Source organism: Roseimicrobium sp. ORNL1, assembly GCF_011044495.1.
GTDB lineage: Bacteria > Verrucomicrobiota > Verrucomicrobiia > Verrucomicrobiales > Verrucomicrobiaceae > Roseimicrobium.
In genome coordinates this window covers 2,932,784-2,954,534 of record NZ_CP049143.1, presented here as the reverse complement: position 1 = coordinate 2,954,534, position 21,751 = coordinate 2,932,784, and the positions used below count along the sequence as shown (strand labels likewise).

Below are 21,751 nucleotides of genomic sequence, written 5' to 3'. Positions count from 1 at the left end.
AGCAGATGGGAGTCTCCTTGCCAACACGCTTCGCTACACGGCCCACGCAGGCGGTGGCGCGGTGAACTCGACAGTCTGGCGAGTCAACGGATGCACGAACTGGATGCGGGAGGAGTGCAGGCAGAGGGGTGCGTCATCGGGTTCATGAGTCTGGGTGTCTCCGCGCTGAACACCGGAGAGATAAGCCTGGTCTCCCACCACAGGCCAGCCGAGGTGCGCGAGATGCAGGCGGATCTGATTGGTGCGGCCGGTGAGCGGCCGGGCTTCGAGCAAGGCCGTACCATCGCCATCGCGGCGCAACACCTTGAACTCGGTGCGCGACTTCCTGCCATTGGCATCATCCACCTCACGCGTGCCCATGGTTCCCGACTCATTGCCGATGGGAGCATCACAGGAAAACGCGTCCTGGTCAGGATGGCCTTTCACGCGGACGAGGTAGAACTTGGCGACCTCGCCAGCGGTGAACTGGGGCTGGATTATCCCAGCAAAATGTCTGGTGCGCGCATACACCATGACGCCGCTGGTATTCGCATCCAGCCGGTGAGCCTGGCGGGGCTTCTGCGGCTGATACACTTCATGGAGGATGTGCCGCAGGGTATTGCGATTGAATCGCCCGCCGGGGTGCACAGGCAGTGGCGCTGGTTTGTTCAGTACAATGATGGCTTCATCTTCGTGCAGGATGTTGATGGAGACATTCACGTCCGGCTCAGTAATCTCCCCGAGCTTGTGGAGATAGCGCTGGCCTCCGTACACGATCTGTTCTGGCTTCACTGGCTCATGATTTGCGTTCAGGATGCGACCTGACTCACACGCGGTAACCCACGCCTCGCGACCGACCGGCACAACCAGCCGCGCCAGCGCCTCCGCCAGTGGCATGCCATCGCACGCGGCAGGGATGTTGAAAGGGCGCAGGTTTTCATATGGCTTGCTGCCCGGAAGCGGCGAGGTGATGCGAGCTATCGCCTCATGCCTGGTCGCGATGTTCTCCAGCATCTTATCCACAGGCTCCGTGAAGCAGTACGGGCAGGACTCATTCCTCACGTAGCGCTCGTGTCGCTGATCCTCCGGACTGAGCGGTGACTGGCACTGGAAGCACTGGGTGGACTCGGTCTCCTGCAGTGCGGGGTCCACGCCCACGCGCTGGTCGAAGACGAAGCACTCGCCATCGTAATGCTCGCCGCCGCATTCCTCGAAGTACTTCAGGATGCCGCCATCGAGCTGCAGGATGTGTTTGAAGCCCTCACGCTCCATAAAGGGACCCGCCTTCTCGCAGCGGATGCCGCCGGTGCAGAACATCACCACGGGCTGATCCTTCATTTCCTCCGGCAGCTTGCGCACCGCATCGGGGAATTGACGAAAGGTATCGATGCCAATCGGCAGCGCGTTCTTGAAGGTGCCGAGCTTCACCTCGTAGTCGTTGCGCGTGTCCAGCAGCGTCACGGGTCGGCCTTCATCGAGCCACTGCTTCAGCTCCCTGGCCTGCAACTTGGGCGAGGTGCGCAGGGCGGGGTTGATGCCCTCCACGCCGAAGGTGATGATCTCCTTCTTCAACCGCACCAGCATGCGGCGGAAGGGCTGGTGGTCCGTCTCACTGTACTTCGGCGCGAGGTCCGCGAGGCCGGGCAGTGAACGCAACTCAGCCAGCAGTGCTTCGATGCCGGACGCCTCGCCCGCGACGAAGAGATTGATGCCCTCCGGGCTCAGCAGAATGGTGCCCTTGAGGTTCCAGCCCTTGCATTTGGCAAGCAGGCACGCGCGCAGGTCACGCAAGTCCTGCATGGGCGCGAATTTGTAGGCGGCAATGTTCTGAATCGAAACGGTATCTGGCATGGAGACTCGGTTTGGCTTGGGGGTCCACTCCCGGGCAAACGGGCGGGAAGTACAACCTAACCCAGAATCCACAATAGTCAGGTCCGATATGTGGGTGGGGCCGCCCTGGCGTCGAAGGCTCTTTTTGTCGCAAAGCAGCGAAAGCAGCAGAGCAGCAAAGAATTCCACGGAGGTTAGGCCTTCCGGCCTGACAGTGGGCGTTGGGTCTTCCGACCCGACAGCAGAACCCACGCGCAGCATGGTGCATTCTCTTTGCTGCTTGGCTCCTTTCGCTGCTTTGCGATGAACCCCTCCAAAGGTGAACGAAGGAACCAAGTGGCCCCCACCGTACCAAGCGTCGCCTCAACCCAATTCCCACGCTTCTCCCATGATTCGCCTATCTCGTGGAATGTCCGCCCTCACGCTTGTCGCAGGTCTGCATGGCCTGCCTTCCCTCGCTCTGGCCACCGATGCCAAGGAGCACAAGCCAGTAGCGCCGACGAGTGCGGAGCTCATGCCCACCGATGCCCGGCGTTGGTCGCAGCATGGCAAGGCGGTGATGCTCACGGACCTCTCGCAAGTCGCCCCGGAGACGGCACTCACGAAGGGCCAGCGCGAGAAGGGCAAGTGGAAGGTCATCCCCTTCGCCACGGCGGAGATGAAGGGCTGGGCGCTCTCCACTTACTCATTCACCCATGCGCCAGTGGTGGACCTGCCGCTGAATGCCAAGGGCTGGCACGCGGTGTATCTCGGCGTGAGCTCCGTATCCACCGGCTTCAAGGAGGCAAAGAACGGCATGCGGGCGAAGCTCAGCGGTGAGCGCATCTTCAAGCGCATGGCGAACAACATGGGCCTGCTGCCGAACCGCGTGGATATGATCCAGGATGAGTTCCTCACCGTGGCAAAGCTCGATGATCAGTCACTGCAGATCGGCTCACTGCCGAACCTCCCCGCCACCCTCTGCTACGTGAAGCTGGTGCCACTCACAGATGCGGAAGCCAGCGCGTGGAGTACGCAGCAGCAGAACACCAAGCCAGGCGAAGGCACACGCACATCGATCGCCACGTTTGATGGGCATAGCTGGATCTGGCCGTATGCGCCAGAGACGAAGGATGATCTGCTCGCGTCCTTCCGTGGCATGGAAAATACGGACATCGGCAAGTGGTGGTTCCAGGTGCTGGGTGCGGACCTTGTGATCTATCCGAGCAAGGTGGGAAACATTCCCGGTGAGAACACGACCGACTTCCCCACGCGTGAGCATGAGTGGTTTGTGAATTCCATCAAGGACCTGCACAAGAAGGGCATCAACCCGCTGGAGGTCGCGCGTGAAGCCGCGCGCGAGCAGGGCGTGGAGTTTCACGTGATGCTGCGCCCTGCGGGATGGAAGGCCTCCATGCCGTATGAGGAGACCTTCGACAGCAAATTCTACCACGCGCATCCAGAGTGGCGCTGTGTGGACCGCGATGGCACTCCCACCATGCACATGAGCCATGCCGTGCCGGAAGTGCGGCAGCATCTGCTCGACATCCTGAGCGAGACGCTGGAACTCCAGCCGGAGGGCGTGGGCATTCTCTTCCACCGCGGCATGCCGCTCATGCTTTGGGAGGATGCCTTCTGCGCCCGCTTCAAGGAGATGCACGGCACCGAGGCGCGTGATGTGGATGAAGATGACCCGCGACTGCAGGCCACACGCGCGGCGATCATGACGGACTTCCTGAGGCAAATCCGCACGCTGCTGGATGACACGGCGAAGAAGCAGGGCCGCACAGAACGGTACAAGATTTCGCTCGGCACCTTCAGCAAGGAGGCGGACAACAAACGGTGGGGACTCGACCTGCCGCTCTGGATCAAGGAAGGCCTGGTGGACGACCTCGGCGTGGCGTGGTTCGCGCATCACACGTCCTTCGCGCAGCCTGATATGGTGTATTACAAGAAGCTGGTCGAGGGTACGAAGGTGGGGCTGTATCCCTTTGTCATTTCATGGAAGTCCGGCCAACCCAAGGACCTGTGCACCAAAGTGACGAATTTCTACAAGGCTGGCGCCACCGGCATTGCCGTATGGGACCCCAGCGTGGAGGTGGGCTGGACGGAGAAGCCGCATGGCAATCTCTTCGAAGTGCTGGGCAGGCTGGGACATCGTGAAGATATCGCGAGGTGGTCGAAGCAAGGCGTGCCCGTGCCGCTTGCGATTCCGCTGAAGAAGCTGGATGAGAATGAGTACAGCCGATGGTTTCCGACGACGGGGTTTTAGGAGGAGGTCCGTACGCTGCGTGTTCGGTTCAGGGCCTTCGGCAACAGATCTATCATTACAGGTGAGCTTCCCTTCAAGGAGTGGGGTCATTCCTGGCCCCATTTGAGGCGTGACGAGCCGGGGAAGGGTTGCATCACGATTGGAACAAGCAGCGAAAGTCGGGAAGGAAGATCGCCAGGGGTGCGGGCGTCATGATCACGTATCATCGACACAAGAGACTTGCGACGCCAAATGGGGGCAGGAATGCCCCCACTCCTTGAAGAGAAGCCACGCATGGTCGGTGTAGTGGTGCACCGTGAGGATCACCACTCCCCTTCCCTCTTGAACTTCTCACGCACGTTCTGGCTGAAGGTGGCGATGGACTTCTCCAGCTCCTCAGCAATCTCCAGCGTGGGGCGGCCGGTGGAGTTGCGCACCACGGGGATTACGGTATTGCACTCATTGGCATCCATGAAGCGCGCGGCTTCGAGCAGGCCCGCTTGCTCCTCCGGAGGCAGCACCATGAAGCCGTGCTTGTCTGCATGAATGAGATCGCCCGGATTCACCTTCGTGCCGAAGACTTCCACCTCACATCCCCAACGCACGGGTGATGGGAAAGCATGCCCCACACAGAGACGGCGCGCGAGGGACTTGAACCCGGCATTGGTCATCTCATCCAGGTCGCGAATGGCGCCGTCCGTGATGGTACCGATGCAGCCGAGGGCCCGATGCGCATTCGCATTCACCTCCCCCCAGAAGGAGCCGATGACTCTCGGTTTGTCGAGATCCTGGATGACCACAATCTTCGGCCCAGGAATGCTGGCGATGTAGCGGCGGTATTCCGCGCCGGCATTGGGGTTGGTCTTGCGGTGATTGGGATTGCTCGGCTCGATCACCACGGTGACCGCGTAGCCCACCATGGGTCCCATTTGCGGCATGAAGTCGCGGGTCTCTTCGATATTGAAAGCATCAGCGGCGGGATTGCGCTTCGTGACCTGTTCCCAGCCGTTGTAGATGGTGGGGGTGTTCCAGCGTTTGAGCTGCAGGAGTTCGGAGTATGGGAGCTGAGGAGTGGTGGACATGGTGTGGAGGTGCGGAATGAAGAATACAAGGCTTCTGGAGAAGCCATCTACGTTCCTGAAATGCTCACGCAAACGGCATTTTGCGGGATCGCGGCCGACGAATTTCAAAAAATGCCCTTGCAACAGTTAACCTTTTGGTTAACTGTTTTCACATGCGCCGCCCGCCTGCTGTTCCGATTGCCCAGCATCTTGATGCCGTGTTCGCAGCACTCAGTGACGCCTCCCGCCGCCACATGCTGGAGCGGCTGCGGCAAGGGGAAGCTACGGTGGGAGAGCTGGCGGAGCCGCTGGAAATGTCCCTACCCGCCGTCTCAAAACACCTTCGCGTGCTGGAGAATGCTGGTCTGCTGAAACGTCGCGTGGATGGCCGGCTGCACTACATCTCCGCCAATCCCGCCCCACTCGATCAGGCCATGAACTGGATGGAACAACAGCGCCAATTCTGGACCGGAAGCTTCCAGCGGCTGGAGAAACTATTTCGAGACACCAAGACCACCGGCCCATCCAACGCGCCATCCACATCGCAATCCCCTAGGAAACCAAAGACCAAGCCAAAGCCATGAGCACCATCGCCGCCACCGAAACACCCCAAGTCCTGAAGCTCACCCACCGCTTCCCTGCCACGTGTGAGCAAGTGTTTGCTGCATTTTCTTCGTATGAAAATCTAGCTGCCTGGTTCGGCCCAGAGGACTGCAGTGTGACGGAAGGCTTTGTCGACTTCCGCGAGGGAGGAAACTTTCTCCTCAATATGAAATCACCACGCGGCCTCTTCATTGTAGGTGGCACGTACAAGAAAATCGAGTCCCCTCACCAACTGGAGTATACGTGGCAATGGAAAGACGACCCGGACTGGGAAAATCTGGAGTCCATCGTGCAGCTTGAGTTCGTTTCTGTCGGCGATGAGACGGAAGTGCGTATGACTCAGACGGGATTCCCGAACTCCGACAGTTACGCCGGTCATGTGCACGGGTGGACGAGTGGGTGGACTTGTCTCGCGGCTTATCTGGAGAAGCAGGGGGAAGGAGCGGAGTGATGGAATAATGGAAGATTGTTTGGAATGCTCCTTCGCTCAGGTGTGCCAATGCGCTCAAGACTGCGAGTCTAGGGTGCCTTGGCTCCCGCCTGCTTCAGCACAAACTCGATCAACTCCTTGTTCTCGAAGAACGATGGCGTTGCCTGGTGTCCCTCCCCGGCGATGAGCTTCACGGTGATCGGGGCGCCGCCGGCTTCATAACGCTGCTTTAGGATGAGGGTGTTTTCCTCATACGGCACGGCTTTGTCCACATCGCCGTGCACGACGAACATTGGCACTTTTCTCTCGATCAGCCCTTTCAGATTATCCAGGGGATTAAACTCAGGCAACCTCGTGCGAAGGTCGGCCTCGGTCAGTTTGTAATCGGCAAGCGTGACCGGCAGGTTCTTCATGCCCCAAGTTTCAAGATTGCACACAGGATAAATCCCCACGAAGGCCTGCACCTTGTCAGGATTCCGCATGGCCCAGGCCAGCGTCATCAGTCCACCGCGACTCTGACCAAGCAGGATCGGCTTGGGTGACCAGCCGCGCTTGACCATCTCCTGGTAGAAGAGGGTGAACTGCTCCGTGCTGGCGGGTCCGCCCCGCACCTCTCCGAGATCCATCCCTGCAAGGCTGATGCCTCCGCGCAGAAATCCCTCGAAATACACCTTCTTCCCCGCGAGCGAAAAGCCCTTTATCACGGGTGCATACCAGATCCACGGCTTCCCCGCCGCAGGCTGTGGCGCCGCATAGAGGTAGGTCATGTGGCCGTTGACCTCGAACTTCTCAGCCGTCTTGGGCAAGGCGTCGTTCGCAGAGACAGAGACCGCGGGTGCGAAGAGCAACAGGCTGATGACGCGCACAATGTTCAGGTTCTTCATGGGGTGGTTCCTGGAGGGAAAGCTCAAACCTGAGGATAAAAGTCAGGCGTCGCATGGGCAAAACGCGAGTTGCCCCATGAAACATGCAGGGATTGCCTGCGATTTCGTCACCCGTGAGCACCCTGCCGATGCATTGCAGAAAGCCGCGCCCACGCATTTGTTCACATTCCACCATTTGAAGTCTGGGGAAACTCCGTCATTCAGTGCCCTCCCGTTGATCCGCAAATGCGCGTCACGGCCCTTTTATCCATCGCCCTGCCAGATAATATTCATGGAGACCGTAGAAACGTTTACCGAAGATGACCAGGACAAGGTGCCGGTCTATCCGAATCTGGTCACCAGCGATACGCCGCTGCGAGAGACGCCGCTGGAACTCACCCGCATCATCCAGGTGCTGTATGCCGATGTGGAGGCGCAAATCAACCGTGCGGACCTCAAGGCGCAGATCGCGCTAAGCACCACGGCCATCCTCGCCGCGTTGGTGGCGAATCTGGGCATGGGCCTGGCCACGCGTGAGGTCACCAAGTGGACGCCCCTCGACTGGGGTGTGGTGGTCTTGTACACCCTCTTCCTCACGTGCGCGTGCTGCTCCATCGTGCATGCATTGCTGGCGGCGTATCCGCGTGCGGTTGGGCGGAAGGACACGCACCGGGGTCTCCCGGGACTCTATTTCTCCGGCCATGTGATCCAGCTTCCGGCGCAGGACTACACCGAGCGTTTCATGGACCAGACGAACCGGGAGTTGCTGGAGCGCGTGCTGGTGCAGATTCACTCGAAGTCACGGGTGCTGGAGGCAAAGCTCAGGCATGTGCGCTGGGCGCTGCGACTGCTGGGAATAGCGCTGCTGCTCTGGGCAGTGTCGCGGGCCGTGATCGTGATTGCGTACGGGAGGCTGCCGGGGACGTAGAGGCTGGCATGGCCAGCCAAGCGCCTTTGAGGTTGCGCTCTGACAGCGCATGCGGGTAAAGGGACGCATGCGTTTCGCTCTCACGCGACCCCATCTTTCTGGTCTTCTCGCGTTGCTTTGCCTTTCGTCAGTGGCGCTTGGTCAACAGGCAGCGCCGCTTCCGAATGGCGAAGTCTCCGCGCGTTCGTTCATCGATACAGCGCAGGTCATCAGCAAGTACACCACGGAGCAGTACGCCCACCAGTCCACCCTGCGTATCGTGAAGAGCGTGGGATACGTGGTGTACCAGTGCAATGAATCCACGCCAGAAGAGAACAAGGCCGGGCAACTCGTGCGCATGGCCGTGTTTCACCTGCTGAATCCCATGGGCACGGTGCAGTGGGTGGATGTGTGCAAACCCGGCGAGAGCTCCAATGGCATCACACTCGCCAACACCTTCGTGGGCTCGCCGATCATTCACGCGCTGAATGAGGACACACTGCGCATCTTCTTCTCTGGGAGAGCCCCCAAGGACACGGAGGCATCCTACCGCGTGCTGTACAAGGACTACACCATCTCCACGGGAAAGCTCTCCGACCTGCAGCAGGTGAAGTGCACTGTGGCGAAGGATGCGAACCAGGCGCACGACCTCGCGGTGCCCGCCGTGCAGGCGCATCTGGACCATCTCTTTGGCGGGGGCTTTGGTGCGAAGTTCGACAGCGGCATCAATCCGACATGCGACATGGTGGCCTGCGATGGGGCGCTCTTCAGCACCATTCAGATCAAAGCCACCGTGGATGGCAGAACGCGCTTCATGACGAATGTGCTCATGCGCAGCAAGGATGGCGGCGCCACGTGGGAATTGCTCGGCGCACCGGATCCGCGTCTGCTGCCGGGTGAGACCCAGATTCTCGCAGAACCGGTCCTCACCTTTGATGATAAGAACATCTACCTGCATCTCCGCAGCAACGTGCAGGAGAATGGCTATGTGCTGAGCCGGGTGAAGAAGGACGACCTTTTCACCTTCGACAAGCCCGTGAAGAAATGGACCTACGGCATCGGCCGCCCCGCGCTGGCGGATTTCGGCAGACCCATTGGGCTGGTGGCGATGTTCACGGCACCGAGTGTCACCTTGAGCACGCAGGGAGTTTCGCGGAATCGCGTGGACGTCGTACGCATCGATCGCAGCTACAGCAGATATGAGCCGGTCTTCTCCATCGTGGACTACAATGCGGTGAATACCCCCTTCATGCATCTCTACAACGACGAGGTGTATGTCTCCTACAGCACGGGCAAACGCCGGCTGCTGCCGAAGTACGGCACGTCCGAGGTGATGTTCAGCAAGCTGCGCCGGGAGTATTTCGTGGGGGTGCCACCGGTGGGTGCGGGTGGTGAGTCAGCGGCTCAGAAGGATGCGGAGTGAGTAAGTGAATGAATGAGATGATCCTTTCCGCTTGCCTGAGATGCAAGGGAGCGGTTGCATGACGACATGTTTCCCTACATCGCACTCGCAGATGAGAAGCCGTGGCAGCCTGGTCCCTATGAAGGCGTGGAGCTGAAAATCCTGCACAAGGACGAGACCACGGGCGGCGTGGTGGTACTGCGGAAGTTTGCCGCGGGTAAGACCATCCCAGCGCACACGCATCCGCACGCGAACGAATGGGCGTGGGTGCTCTCCGGCGAGTGGGAGGAGGATGGCGTGGCGTATGTGCCGGGCACGCTCTTCCATGCGCCCAAGGGGGTGAAGCATGGGCCGCATGTGGCGAAGACGGAAGTGGTGAGTCTCACCGTGTTTGATGGGCCGCTGACGGTGGCGTGAGGGTGAGAAGGGTTGATAGTTTAGAGTCGATGGTTGATAGCCTGAGCCGAGCAGCGAGGGGGGTGCCGTGGCTCAGCACAGTCAAGACAATGATGGCCAAAAATACATGAGCCGGGTCGCGTCGCTCTTTTCTCAGGCTATCAACTATCGACCATAAACTATCGACTTCTCACGCTTCATCCCTCTTGCGATGAAGCCCGTGACTGTGTCAGAATGAGCGCACTGCTGAAGGCGCAGGACCCACACCATGGAATCTGCCAAGCCCTCCTCATCGTCGTCTTCCTCTCCCGCTCCGGCCACGACCACCGCGGCTGCTGAGGCTTCCTCCTCTGAGGCCACGCCCCCCTCCCCTCCGCTCCCACCGCCGCCACCCGTTCCCATTTTTCCCACAACGGTCACGGCGACGACTCAAGTGGCGGGCACGCCGCTGGACATCACGCGGGTGATTCAGATCCTGTATCAGGATGTGGAGATGCAGATCAATCGCGCGGACCTGAAAGCGCAAATCACGCTGAGCACCGCAGCCATTCTTGCGGCGCTGGTGGTGAATGTGGGATTCGGCATCACCACCCTCGAGCTGCGTCAGTGGATCCCCATGGAATGGGTGGCCGCCATTGTGTATCTACTTTTCCTCCTGTGCCTGTGTGCCACCATCATTCATGCACTGATGGCCACGTATCCCCGCGCTGTCCTGCGGACAAAAGACACTGCTACAAATCCCAGCCTTTATTTCAGCGGGCACATCATCACGCTTGATTGCGAAGACTATGCCCAGCGGTTCGAGGAGCAGGCGAACGCGCAAGTGCTCAGCCGCCTCATCAAGCAGGTGCATGCGAAGTCGCGTGTGCTTGAGATGAAGCTTTCACACATCCGCGTGGGTCTGCGTTGCCTGGGCGTCGCACTCATCCTCTGGCTGGTGGCCAGGGGACTGCTGGTGCTGGCGTATGGCAGACTGGCGGGAGGTTAAGGTGCTGAACGCTGGTTTCGATGCATATGGCTGGCGAAACTTCTACGCCGAAGGCGTTGCACATTGAATAGCCCAAGGTCAGCTCGCGAAGCGAGCGCCACCTTGGGTGCAAGGCAATCATTCATGAACGCCGAAGGTGTTCCACAAAGGCGGCTCATGTGACGCGCCGTACCTTTCACCAGAATGCCACCATTGTGGAACACCTTCGGCGTTCGAAAAATTTCCGGAACGTCCCCGGGGTGGCGCTCGCTTCGCGAGCTGACCACGGGCTGGACAATGTACAACGCCTTCGGCGTAGGAGTTTCCAATACAGGTCGCGCATGTCTGCACCAGATATTCGCCGGGATTTCATAGGTCCTTCAACATCCCTACACACAGTTCCGGGACACTCATCGCTGAACCCACAATTCAGCCATGAATGTCACCGAATGGACCCAACACTTCGAACGCAACAAGCACCATCGCATCGAGCCGAACTGGCAGGCGCCCCACCGGCTGCACGGAGGCACGTTAAGAAAACTCATCCGCTCCCTGCAGCAGTTCCAGTTGGGTGACGGAGGTGGTCCTGCGTATCTCATCGCAGGAAACCGCGGCACGTTGCTGGATGCCGATGCCGGGATGAAGCGGCTGGTGGACCTTTGGTTTGCCGAAGAAGCGGAGCACTCGCGGCTGCTGGGCTCGGCACTGCAGCGGTTCGGCGCGCCGGAAATCCAATCGCACTGGAGCTTTTCGCTCTTCTGCGGATTGCGGGAGCATCTGGGAGTGCAGTTCGAGCTGTCGGCCCTGCTGCTCACGGAAATCGTGAGCCATGTGTATTACAAGATGATGTACCGCCACTGCCCGGATGAAGCGGTGCGCGGCATGTGTCGTCTCATCATCCGGGATGAGGCCGGGCACATCGCCTTTCACCGCGCGCGGCTGCGGGCGGAGGGCAGGCAGCATGGCCGGTCCTATGGGCGGGTGTGGGAGAGCCTGTTTCGCGCACGCGGGCTGGCGGCAGGCACGGTGCTCTGGGTGAATCACCGCTCAGCCCTCCTCGCCATGGGCGCCACGGATGGCGAGTTCTACGGCGGCATCTGGAGGGATATGGGCCGCTTCATTCGCAGGCTCCGGGAGGCTCCTTCCTCCCGCCACGGCGCACGCCCGACGGCAACCGCAGAGAAGGAAATACATGCTTCACTCTCAATGCTTTCGAATGGGAGTTGACACAGGGGTGTGAAATTCAAAAAACACCCGCTGGCATCCCTCCCCCACCCTCGCTAGCATGTCGGCGTGAGTTACCAGGTTTTCGCCCGCAAATATCGCCCGCGCACGTTTGATGACGTGCTGGGTCAGGAGCATGTCGTCCGCACGCTGAGGAATGCCATCGCGCAGAACCGTCTGGCGCATGCCTATCTCTTCGTGGGCCCCCGCGGCACGGGGAAGACCTCCACGGCGCGCATCTTTGCCAAGGCCCTGAACTGCCCCGGCGGTCCGAAGGTGGACTTCGACCCGGACAACGAGCTCTGCATCGAGATTGAAAAAGGCATCTGCCTCGACGTGCGTGAGATCGACGGTGCCAGCAACAACGGCGTGGAGCAGGTCCGCGAGCTGCGCGAGGAGGTAAAATTCGCCCCCAGCCGCTGCCGCTTCAAGATCTACTACATTGACGAGGTGCACATGCTGAGCACCGCCGCCTTCAACGCGCTGCTGAAGACGCTCGAGGAGCCGCCGGAGCACGTGAAGTTCATCTTCGCCACCACGGAGGCGCACAAGGTCCTGCCCACGATCATCAGCCGCTGCCAGCGGTTTGATTTGCGACGCATCCCCACCAGCCTGATCGCAAAGCACCTGCTGCACATCGCTTCGCTGGAAAATGTGAAACTCAGTGAGAAGGCAGCCTACGCCATCGCCAAGGGTGCCGAGGGCGGCATGCGCGATGCCCAGTCCATGCTGGACCAGCTCGTGGCCTTTTGCGGCGAGAGCATTGGCGAGCAGGACGTGCTGGACATCTTCGGCTTCACCCAGGGTGAGACCGTGGCCAATCTGGCGCTGCGTGTGCTGGAACGCGACACCGTAGGCGCCCTGCAGGAACTGCACACGCAGGCCGAAGGAGGCAAGGATCTGGCGCGCCTGCTGGGGGATCTCATCCAGCATCTGCGCACCGTGCTGGTGCATCAGGTGGACCCCGCCGCTGCGGAGGAGGATCTCTCTCCCGAAGTCGCCGCCATGACGCGCGCCCAGGCCGCCATGGTCGATGCCGACCGTCTGCTCCGTGTGATGGACGAACTCGCCGAGGTGGATGCCCGCATGCGATGGGCAGGCAACAAGCTGCTGCATCTCGAACTCGGCCTCATCCAGGCCGTGCAGACGCTCGGCGAAGTGACCCTCAGCGATGTCATCGTGGCCATGAACGATGGCAGCGGTGGCGCGAATCTCGCCCCGACGCAACCGCGACGCGCCGCCGTGCCCGTGGCTCCTGCACCGGCCGCGACGATCAGTGCGGCACCTGCGCCAGTTCCCACGCCTGTGCAAGCTGCACCTGCGCCAGCGCCTGCCCCCGTACCGACTCCCGCTCCTGTACAACCCGTGAGCGCGGCCCCGCAGCCCGCGCCCGCACCTGCCGCTGTTCCCGCTCCTGTCCCGCAGGCTGCACCGGCACCCGCTGCTCCCGCTCCCGTGGAGGAAGCTGCACCTGCACCTGCAGCAGCAGCGGCATTGCCCATTCCTGAAACGCTGGAGGAAGCGTGGAAACACATCCTCGAAGCGGTTCACCAGAACTATCCTCTGTATGAGGAGTGGTTGTTGCACGGCGCCCTCTTGGAAGTCTCCGGTCAGACGGCCAAAATTGGCCTGCCGACTACCGAGTCCATGGCTCGCGAAAGCCTGCTGCGCCCCGCCAGCAAGGCCAAGGTGGAAGAGTGCATCACGAAGGTGCTGCAACGCCCCCTGAAGATGGAGGTCGTGCTCGACCCGAGCCTCAAGCCGCCACCGGCCACAGAGATGACCTTCGGCCTGAACTTCGGCGACTCCGCTCCCCCGCCCCCGAAGGAGGCCCCTGCAGCAGCCGCCCCTGCCCCTGAAACTCCCAAGGAACCCGAAGGCGTGGCCGCCGATCCCGAGTTTTACAACGATCCTCTGATCCAGGCCGCGATTGTGAAGTTCAAGGCGACGTTGGTGAAGTAACAAAACGACCTCACCTTCTATCATTCCACTCTTCCAGTATTCCAACCTTCCATCCCCTTCTCTTTCCCCATGAATATCCAGAAAATGCTCAAACAGATGCAGCGCATGCAGACCGACATGGCGCAGACGCAGCAGGAACTCGCCGGCAAGACGGTTGAAGGCGCTGCCGGAGGCGGCCGCGTGAAAGCCACGGCGAATGGCGCACAGGAAATCACTTCCATCACCATCGCGAAGGAAGTGGTGGATCCGGAAGATGTGGAGATGCTGCAGGACCTGGTGCTCACCGCCGTGCAGCAGGCGCTGAGCAAGAGCAAGGAACTCGCCGCCGGTGAAATGGGCAAGATCACCCAGGGCATGGGATTGCCTCCAGGGATGGGTTTCTAGGCCGATGCGTTGTTGAAACGCAAAGCAGCGAAGCCGCAGAGTTTATTTTTTAGGCAGGGCGCGTGCCGGCATGGCACGCGCTTTGTTGTTTCTTGGCGAATGGCCCCACGCTGTTGCCTATTTCGGAAGCTGGGGGGATGCCGGTTCTTGGGTTGAGGACGTTCGTTCATCCCTCAGATGATACACCTGGGTGTAGTCGCCGTGATCGCTCACGAACGCTCCGTTTCGGATAACCCCAGTGTACTGGAAGTCGGCGAGCTTATCCTTGTCAGGGCCGTACACATAGCTTTTGAGCACCCTGCCCTTGTCGTCCACCTTGTAGAGCCCTTTGTTGAAGTAAAAGGTGAACATGGTTCCATCTGGATAGAAGACGTATGCAGAAGTCCCATTCTGATGGAGATACACCCCGGGAATCTTATCCGTTTGAATCACCGGAGAATTTCCAAGCCGAACCAATTCGGCCTCGATGGGATGAAGTTCAGACCTTTTCCCGGTCTGCAAAAATGGGATGCCGGATTCCTTGATGGGGTCGCTGGTGTCGATGATCTCCTTCCTTGTGCTTGTCCCGGCGTAGACCTTCCCATTCATGGGAATACCAAGTTGATACTCGTCCCTGTCGTCTGTGCGGGGCTTTGCTCCATGAAATAGATCAAAGCGGACGTGATACCACCAGATGGGATTCCCGCGCCCCCCCGTCCAACTCAGTTTGATGTCGATGAAGCCGTTGTCTTCCGTGAATGGAACTCCCAAAGTCTTCTGAAAATGGGCATCGGCCAGTCGAATAACGTCCTCCATGGTGACGGGTATGGGGTCCTTGCCCATCTGAAATCGGGGCAGCGAGCGGTATTCTTCGCTGGGTATCTCGATGCGATCCGTCACCTCATGGTACACCTTGGATCCTGAGATACGCGAGGTGCCCTCCTTCTGGTAGAGCACCTCAGCCATGCCTGCATGAGGCATGACCAGCAGAGACAGGGCAAGCATCAGGGTTTTCATAATATTGGAGTATTGGCCATTGCACCAACCCTTGGGGGAAAGTTCCAGACAAAATGCGGAAGTTTGGACCGGATGGAACAAATGCCAGAAAACCGGTCAGACCCAGAACGAACACACGAGGGCTCGCGGATTGACGTGCCTGAGGCTTTCTGTGTAACATCCCGATATGTCAAAACCACCGAGGCTGGCGCGCCGGGCTTTCATGGGCAGGTGTGCGATGGCGTCCCTGGCTGGTATGGGCGCGCGTGTGGGGAGTGGCGCCGTGCGACCGGGGCTGCGCGTCATTGTTATCGGCGCGGGCGTGTCAGGCCTGGCGGCAGCGAAGCTGCTTCAAGAAGCAGGAGCAAAGGTCACGGTGCTGGAGGCCCGCAAGCGAATCGGAGGCAGGGTGCATACGGACCGCGCCACCTTCGGCGTGCCGGTGGAAATCGGCGCACAGTATGTGCAGGGCACGAAGAACAGCGACGGAGAGATGAATCCAGTCTGGGAGATGGCGAAGAGGCATCGCTGGGCGAGCGTGCCATTTTCCTCGGACGCGGTCCAGGCGGTGCGCAAGGGTGAAGACGTGGACGCGGAAGAGCTCTCGGAACGCATGGAGGCATTCACGGAAGTGATCGAGGAGGCGGAAGATGAGATCGAACTGAAGCACTCGGTTCAGGACGCCATGGACCGTTATGTAGCGGAGGAATCACTGACGCCCCGACAGGCAGCAGAGCTGCGCGCCATGGTAGCCTCCGAGGTGGGTTTGGAATACGGGGGCGATATCAATCAGATAGCGATCCAGAGCATCGGCGACGAGGAGGGTTTTTCGGGTGGGAACCACATTCTGACCGGAGGCTATGATCAGGTGCCAGCCCTGCTCGCCACCGGGCTGCTCGATGTGCGACTTGGAGCGGTGGTAACGGAGATCGATCACAGGGAGGAAGTATGCACCGTGACCACCAAGGGCGGGGACGTCTACCACGCGGAGCACGTGCTGTGCACGCTGCCGCTGGGAGTACTCCAGTCGCAGAGCGTGCGCTTCTCCCCTGCTCTGCCACCTGCGAAGAGCCAGGCGATTGCCCGGATGGGCATGGGGTGCCTGGGGAAGGTATTCCTGGAATTTCCCAAAAGGTTCTGGCCGGAAGATACCAACTGGTTCCTGAGTTTGAAGTCCTCCGCGCCTTGGGGCGTGGCGTTCTCCAGTCTCTCACGCGTGATCCCAGACCGGCATATTCTTCTTATGTGGCACAGCGGGGCCCTGGCACGAGAACGCGAAGCGATGTCTGACGAGGCGGTGGCTCAGATCGCACTTGAGGAGTTGCGCACCGCCACGGGAGAACCAGTGCCTGCTCCCTTGAAGGCGAAGATCACTCGCTGGGGAACAGACCCGTTCAGCCGTGGCGCCTACTTCTTTCCCAAGGTGAATTCTCCCATGAGCGATGTCGCAGAGCTGGCCAAGCCAGTGGGCAGCCGCTTGTTTTTCGCAGGAGAAGCGACGAACAAGGGGCTCTTCGGCACCGTGCCCGGGGCCATCCTGAGCGGAAGGCGTGAAGCGGAAAGAATACTCAAGATAGCGGCGGGTTGAATGTGATGGAGCGGCGGAGCTCTGCCAATGTGTGCCACTTCAACTTGCTGGCCAGGAGGACGCGGGGCCATCGCTTGACCCCGGGCAGAAATGATGCATCTTATGAGAACGATATTCGTAATGAATTGATGAATATCACGGACATCGAGGACGGCCTTGATGTTTCCTTCGCAGACTAGGGACGACCCTGCCACATTCATCCCCTGTTTTGTTATGCCTTGGATTATCTTGATCGTTGCCGCGTTGTTTGAAATCGGGTGGGCCGTGGGCCTGAAGTTTACTGAGGGCTTCACCCGTCTATGGCCTTCGGTCGGCGTGGGTGTGGCGCTGGTAGCCAGCGTGGTGCTGCTGGGGTGGGCCGCGAAGTCATTGCCCATTGGCACCGCTTATGCCGTGTGGACCGGGCTCGGTGCCGCGGGCACCATTGTGTGCGGGATCTTCTTTTTGGGAGAGCCTCTCACGGTGAGCCGCATGGTGTGCATCGGCTTCATCCTGGCAGGCGTGATCGGGCTGAAAGTGGTGGAGTAGGACCGACCCGGCTAACTCGCCAGGGGTAAGAAGCCTGATAAGGTAGCCGCAAAAAGACGCAAAATTGGACTGCCTAGCCTGCGGTGTTTTGTAGGCGAAGCTGACTCAGTAGGCGGGCGTCATTTCGGAGGCACTTCGCAGGGCCGCAATCACGACCTTTTTGAGTTTTTTGCGTCTTTTTGCGGCTGAGAAAATGAAGGCTGGAATGCCCCCAATCCTTGAGGGTTGGCTCAGGTGCAGACTTCTATCAACACACCATGCATCGCACCACAATGGCGGGTAGGAAAACCCGCCAGACGCTGTCCGGTCAGGAGACCCGACTTCCTGAACTGCTTTTGCGATCTTTGCGTTCTTTTGCGGCCATTCCCTCAGACGGGGCTGGCACAAAGCACGCGAAGGGACTCGCGAGCTACGTTGTCACCATGCCACCACGGAGCTGGCCCAGGTGAAGCCGCCGCCGAAGGCGACGAGGAGGAGGATGTCTCCACTCTGCAGGCGGCCGGCGCGCTGGGCTTCATCGAGCGCCACGGGAATGGTCGCGGCGCTGGTGTTGCCGTATTTGTCCACGTTGATGAAGGTGCGCTCCGGCGGGACATTGAGACGCTCGGCGATGGCGGAGATGATGCGCGCGTTCGCCTGATGGGGAATCACGAGCTTCACATCCTCCGCTTTCACACCGGCCTGCTCGAGGGCATCGAGGCTGGCCTGATACATGCGGGTCACGGCGTGCTTGAAGGTTTCGCGACCTTCCATGTAAATCGTATTCGGGCGCAGGGCCACATTCTCAGCAGTGATGGGGCAGGCAGAGCCGCCGCCGGGCACCTTGAGAAGATCCGCCAGCGTGCCGTCGCTGCCCATCACGGTGGAGAGCACGCGTCCGGGAGCGCTCTTGCGATCGTCGCGGCGCACCACCACGGCACCAGCGCCATCGCCGAAGAGCACGCAGGTGTTGCGATCCTTCCAGTTGATCAGACTGCTGAGTTTCTCCGCACCGATGACGAGCGCCGTCATGCGCGGGCCGCCGTTCAGAAAGTGACGTGCGGCTTGGAGAGCGTAGAGGAAACCGGAGCACGCTGCGCTGATGTCAAAGCCGATGGCATTCTTCGCACCCAACTTGGCTTGCACCAGACAGGCCGTGGAGGGGAAGAACATGTCTGGAGTGACCGTGGCCACGACGATGAGATCGAGTTCCTCGGGCTTCACACCCGCGGCTTCCAGAGCCTGCCTTGCCGCGGCGGTGGCCATGTCGCTGGTGGTTTCGTCCTCAGCAGCAATGCGGCGCTCCTTGATGCCGGTGCGGGTGGTGATCCACTCGTCAGACGTCTCCACCATCTTGGAGAGGTCGTCATTCGTGAGGACCTTCGTAGGCATATAACTGCCGGTCCCGATGATGCTGCATTGGCAGGGCTTAGACATGTGCGAAAACGTGGGAAGTAATGGCGGTCTGGATGTGCGGATTGACCTCGTGCGTCACGGCCTCCATGCCCACACGGAGTGCGTTCATGATGGCCACGGGCGAGCTGCTGCCATGCCCGATGATGACTACGCCCTTCACACCGAGAAGGGGACTGCCACCGTAGGATTCGTAGCTGCCGCGCTTTTTTACAGCACGGAAGGCGTCCCTGGCAATGAAGGCGCCCATTTTGCGGACAACGGAGGATTCAATCTCACGCTTCAGCCAGGTGAACATGGCCTTCGCGGTGGCTTCGCAGCTCTTCAGCACGACGTTGCCGGTGAAGCCGTCACACACGATGACGTCCAGTTCGGTGTCGAAGATGTCGTGCCCTTCGACGTTGCCCTTGAAGTTCACCGGTGCCTTCTTCAGCAGGGCAAAGGCCTCTTTCACGAGGAGATTCCCCTTGGAATCCTCCTCACCAACATTCATGAGACCCACCACGGGGGATGACCTGCCGTGCACGTACTGGGCATAGGTAGAGCCCATGATGGCGTATTGCACGAGGTGGCGGGCAGTGGCGTCCGGATTCGCTCCGGCATCCAGAATGTAGCAGACGCCGTGCTCATTCGGCATGGGGCTCGCAATGCCGGGAAAGTCCACGCCTTCCAATCGGCCCAGCATGAGGGTACCGGCGGTGACGGATGCACCCGTGTGGCCTGCGCTCACCACGGCCTGCGCGGCGCCCTGTTTCACCAAGTCGACAGCGACGGTGATGGAGGAATTCTTCTTCTTGCGCACCGCATCCAGACCGGAGTCGTGCATGTCCACCACCTGGGTGGCATTGACGATTTCAATGCGCTCGCGCTGGCCCACCTGTTGGGCATCCAGTTCGGCTTCAAGGGTGTCCTTCGGGCCAGTGAGGTAGAACTTCTCCACGTCCGCCAGCGTATCCAGGGCCAGCTTCAGGCCTCCAATGGGATTCTTGGGCGCTATGTCGCCGCCCATCGCATCGAGGACGATCTTCATGTGGGTTCTGACTGGCTATGCTGCAAGGTTAGGGGTTGGGCAGTTAGCGCAGGCCGAAAGCGGATGCAAGGCACAATCGGAGGGGCGGGAAAAGTATCGCGGCGCGCTGGTAGTGAGGGGGGAAATTGGGTGGCGCAACCGGCGGGTAAATTAACATTTGGGAGGCAGAGTACTCTGGGGTGAAGTTGGCGGAGACACGTGCGCACCTGTCAAGGAGTGGGGGCATTCCTGTCCCTATGTTGAGGTGTGCTACATCTCAACATAGTAGCTACCCAACCGCACTCACGAAGCGACTGTCTCGCAGGGAGCGGCACTAGCCTAGTGCCGTCATAGGCAGCATGGCCGCGCGAGGAGCTTGGAGGCGTCCTCGAAAGCTTCGAAAAGAAAGGCTCCGCGCCCACACTTGCCAACCACCGGCACTAAGGCTAGTGCCGCTCCCTGCGGGTCGGCCTATCACGCTCAGAGACACGTGAACCGTTACAGGCTCTTGGCAAGCCATCAAATGGGAGCAGGAATGCTCCCACTCCTTGAGAGAGCACCACCTCACTGCACCCGCCGCCACCGCCGCGACTTGAAGTCGAACCGGGGCAGTGAACCCTGCGCGGCAAGGCGCACGGGGATGCGGAGGGTGAAGGTGTCCCGCAGGCGCTCCTGCAGCTTGTGCACCACGGCATCGTCAGAGCCGGGAGCGAGCTCCACGATGAGCTCAATCTCATCCATGGCCTCCACCTTGCGCTGCTCCACCTGGAACTCGGCGATCTCCGGGAAGCGGCGGATGACATTCTCCAGCGCGCTGGGGTAGATATTCACGCCTCGGATCACGGCCATATCATCCACACGACCGAGCACGCCGCCTTCGAGGTAGAGCTTGTCATCCACGTGATGAGGCGAGACCCAATCACCGGTGCAGTAGCGGATGAGCGGGCACGCCGTGCGATCCAGCGTGGTGAGGACGAGTTCGCCCTCCTCCCCTTCCTGCACGGGTTCACCCGTGTTCGGATCCAGCACCTCGGCGAAATAGGAATCCTCAATCACGCAGAGGCTGGAGGGCTGGTTCTGGTCTTCATAGCTCACCGGGCCGATCTCAGACAGGCCGTGGTGGTCGAAGATTTTCACGCCACCCCAGAGTTCATTGAGACGATCCCGCACCACCGGGATGCTGCCACCGGGTTCGCCGGCCACGATGATGCGGCGGACGTTGAGCTGATCGAGATGCACGCCGCTGGGCGCGCCGATGTTCTCCCCGAGCCGCAAGGCATAGGTCGGTGTGCAGCAGAGCACGGTGGCCTTGTAGCGGGCCATCATCTCCAGTCGCGCATTGGTGGACTGTCCGCCGCCGGGGATGACCAGGCAGTCGCGGGCCGCTGCTTCGAACGCGGTCCAGAAGCCGAGGAAAGGACCGAAGCTGAAAGCGAAGAACACCCGATCCCCCGCGTGCACGCCCGCCGCACGATAGACCTGACGCCAGCAGGAGAGCATGGCCTCCCAGCTCGCGGGTGTATCCAGTACTGCCATAGGCGCGCCGGTGAGTGTGCCACTCGTCTGGCAGAATCGGGTATAACGCTCGACGGGCTCCGTGAAGTTCGAGCCGAAGGGTGGGTACAGCAGGCGATCCTGCAAGAGGTCCGCCTTCGTGGTGAAAGGCACGCGCCGGATGAAGTCATCCAGGCTGGTGATGCTGTACGGGTCCACGCCGTGCTGCTGCAGGCGCTGCGAATTGAAGTTCTCCGTGGTGCCTACCTTGATGAGCAGGCGTTTCAATTTCTCCCATTGCCGCTCACGAAGCCCGGCAGTGCTGCCGGGGAGCTCGATGCGCATGGTGTGCGGGGAGACGGCCATGGTGGAAGGGGACGGAGGGAAACGAAACGATCAGTCAGTAATGGAGATGGTTCGACCCGGGGAGCACGACGCAGCGCGGCATGACAAGCGAGCTTGTGATGCCATACCAATCTAGTGACGAAATTCTATCGTCAACTGGATTGGCACGCGAACGCTACTCT

General features: G+C 60.3%; 19 protein-coding genes. 12 read left to right on the top strand and 7 right to left on the bottom strand.

Annotated elements, in window-relative coordinates; genetic code table 11:
• Window positions 1-33: 33 nt before the first annotated feature.
• Window positions 34-1,830: a sulfurtransferase gene (locus tag G5S37_RS11945; RefSeq protein WP_165204078.1), complete on the bottom strand. Its 1,797-nt coding sequence runs from the start codon at window positions 1,828-1,830 to the stop codon at window positions 34-36.
• A gap of 388 nt (window positions 1,831-2,218) precedes the next feature.
• On the opposite strand from G5S37_RS11945, the gene G5S37_RS11940 reads away from it, so the two are divergent.
• Window positions 2,219-4,060 (top strand): hypothetical protein, encoded by a 1,842-nt coding sequence (locus G5S37_RS11940; RefSeq protein ID WP_165204075.1) that lies wholly within the window; start codon window positions 2,219-2,221, stop codon window positions 4,058-4,060.
• 302 nt (window positions 4,061-4,362) lie between these two features.
• Here G5S37_RS11940 and G5S37_RS11935 read toward each other — a convergent pair whose 3' ends face one another.
• Window positions 4,363-5,121, bottom strand: coding sequence for an RraA family protein (locus G5S37_RS11935; RefSeq protein WP_165204072.1), 759 nt, complete (start codon window positions 5,119-5,121; stop codon window positions 4,363-4,365).
• A gap of 152 nt (window positions 5,122-5,273) precedes the next feature.
• Here G5S37_RS11935 and G5S37_RS11930 point away from each other — a divergent pair, with 152 nt between their 5' ends.
• Both G5S37_RS11930 and G5S37_RS11925 read left to right on the top strand, forming a co-directional pair.
• Window positions 5,274-5,684: a metalloregulator ArsR/SmtB family transcription factor gene (locus G5S37_RS11930; RefSeq protein ID WP_165204069.1), complete on the top strand. Its 411-nt coding sequence runs from the start codon at window positions 5,274-5,276 to the stop codon at window positions 5,682-5,684.
• Window positions 5,681-6,154 carry an SRPBCC domain-containing protein gene (locus G5S37_RS11925; RefSeq protein ID WP_165204066.1) on the top strand — a complete coding sequence of 158 codons (474 nt, stop codon included), beginning with the start codon at window positions 5,681-5,683 and terminating at the stop codon, window positions 6,152-6,154. The genes G5S37_RS11930 and G5S37_RS11925 overlap by 4 nt, the downstream gene beginning before the upstream one ends.
• Window positions 6,155-6,222: 68 nt before the next feature.
• On the opposite strand, the gene G5S37_RS11920 is transcribed toward G5S37_RS11925, so the two are convergent.
• A complete protein-coding gene (locus G5S37_RS11920) occupies window positions 6,223-7,017 on the bottom strand; it encodes a prolyl oligopeptidase family serine peptidase (RefSeq protein ID WP_165204063.1) in 795 nt (264 codons plus the stop codon).
• A gap of 271 nt (window positions 7,018-7,288) precedes the next feature.
• Here G5S37_RS11920 and G5S37_RS11915 point away from each other — a divergent pair, with 271 nt between their 5' ends.
• The 7 genes from G5S37_RS11915 to G5S37_RS11885 all read left to right on the top strand — a co-directional run bounded on the left by G5S37_RS11915 (window position 7,289) and on the right by G5S37_RS11885 (window position 14,238).
• Window positions 7,289-7,924, top strand: coding sequence for a Pycsar system effector family protein (locus G5S37_RS11915; protein WP_165204060.1), 636 nt, complete (start codon window positions 7,289-7,291; stop codon window positions 7,922-7,924).
• Between the two features lie 67 nt (window positions 7,925-7,991).
• Window positions 7,992-9,326 carry a hypothetical protein gene (locus tag G5S37_RS11910; RefSeq protein WP_165204057.1) on the top strand — a complete coding sequence of 445 codons (1,335 nt, stop codon included), beginning with the start codon at window positions 7,992-7,994 and terminating at the stop codon, window positions 9,324-9,326.
• Window positions 9,327-9,392: 66 nt separating this feature from the next.
• On the top strand, window positions 9,393-9,722 hold the full coding sequence (locus G5S37_RS11905) for a cupin domain-containing protein (RefSeq protein ID WP_165204055.1): 330 nt from the start codon (window positions 9,393-9,395) through the stop codon (window positions 9,720-9,722).
• A 247-nt stretch (window positions 9,723-9,969) separates the two neighbouring features.
• Window positions 9,970-10,689, top strand: a complete 720-nt coding sequence (locus tag G5S37_RS11900; protein WP_165204053.1) for a Pycsar system effector family protein — start codon at window positions 9,970-9,972, stop codon at window positions 10,687-10,689.
• A gap of 414 nt (window positions 10,690-11,103) precedes the next feature.
• A complete protein-coding gene (locus G5S37_RS11895; protein WP_165204051.1) occupies window positions 11,104-11,895 on the top strand; it encodes a hypothetical protein in 792 nt (263 codons plus the stop codon).
• 66 nt (window positions 11,896-11,961) lie between these two features.
• Window positions 11,962-13,854: a DNA polymerase III subunit gamma/tau gene (gene dnaX, locus G5S37_RS11890; RefSeq protein WP_165204049.1), complete on the top strand. Its 1,893-nt coding sequence runs from the start codon at window positions 11,962-11,964 to the stop codon at window positions 13,852-13,854.
• A gap of 69 nt (window positions 13,855-13,923) precedes the next feature.
• Entirely contained in the window at window positions 13,924-14,238 is a 315-nt protein-coding gene (locus G5S37_RS11885) for a YbaB/EbfC family nucleoid-associated protein (protein WP_165204047.1), read from the top strand.
• Window positions 14,239-14,355: 117 nt separating this feature from the next.
• On the opposite strand, the gene G5S37_RS11880 is transcribed toward G5S37_RS11885, so the two are convergent.
• The gene (locus G5S37_RS11880) at window positions 14,356-15,222 is read right to left on the bottom strand and encodes a hypothetical protein (protein ID WP_165204045.1); all 867 of its coding nucleotides are present in this window, start codon (window positions 15,220-15,222) and stop codon (window positions 14,356-14,358) included.
• A 229-nt stretch (window positions 15,223-15,451) separates the two neighbouring features.
• On the opposite strand from G5S37_RS11880, the gene G5S37_RS11875 reads away from it, so the two are divergent.
• Together G5S37_RS11875 and G5S37_RS11870 are read left to right on the top strand one after the other, a co-directional pair.
• Complete coding sequence (locus G5S37_RS11875; protein WP_165204043.1) at window positions 15,452-16,801, top strand: NAD(P)/FAD-dependent oxidoreductase; 1,350 nt, start codon at window positions 15,452-15,454, stop codon at window positions 16,799-16,801.
• A gap of 213 nt (window positions 16,802-17,014) precedes the next feature.
• On the top strand, window positions 17,015-17,329 hold the full coding sequence (locus tag G5S37_RS11870; RefSeq protein ID WP_165204041.1) for a multidrug efflux SMR transporter: 315 nt from the start codon (window positions 17,015-17,017) through the stop codon (window positions 17,327-17,329).
• 417 nt (window positions 17,330-17,746) lie between these two features.
• Here the strand turns inward: G5S37_RS11870 and G5S37_RS11865 are convergent, their stop codons facing one another.
• From G5S37_RS11865 to G5S37_RS11855, 3 genes are all read right to left on the bottom strand, one after another.
• Entirely contained in the window at window positions 17,747-18,745 is a 999-nt protein-coding gene (locus G5S37_RS11865; protein ID WP_165204039.1) for a beta-ketoacyl-ACP synthase III, read from the bottom strand.
• Entirely contained in the window at window positions 18,738-19,751 is a 1,014-nt protein-coding gene (plsX, locus tag G5S37_RS11860) for a phosphate acyltransferase PlsX (protein WP_165204037.1), read from the bottom strand. The genes G5S37_RS11865 and plsX overlap by 8 nt, the downstream gene beginning before the upstream one ends.
• Window positions 19,752-20,294: 543 nt before the next feature.
• A complete protein-coding gene (locus G5S37_RS11855; protein ID WP_206026410.1) occupies window positions 20,295-21,590 on the bottom strand; it encodes an AMP-binding protein in 1,296 nt (431 codons plus the stop codon).
• Window positions 21,591-21,751 lie beyond the last annotated feature (161 nt).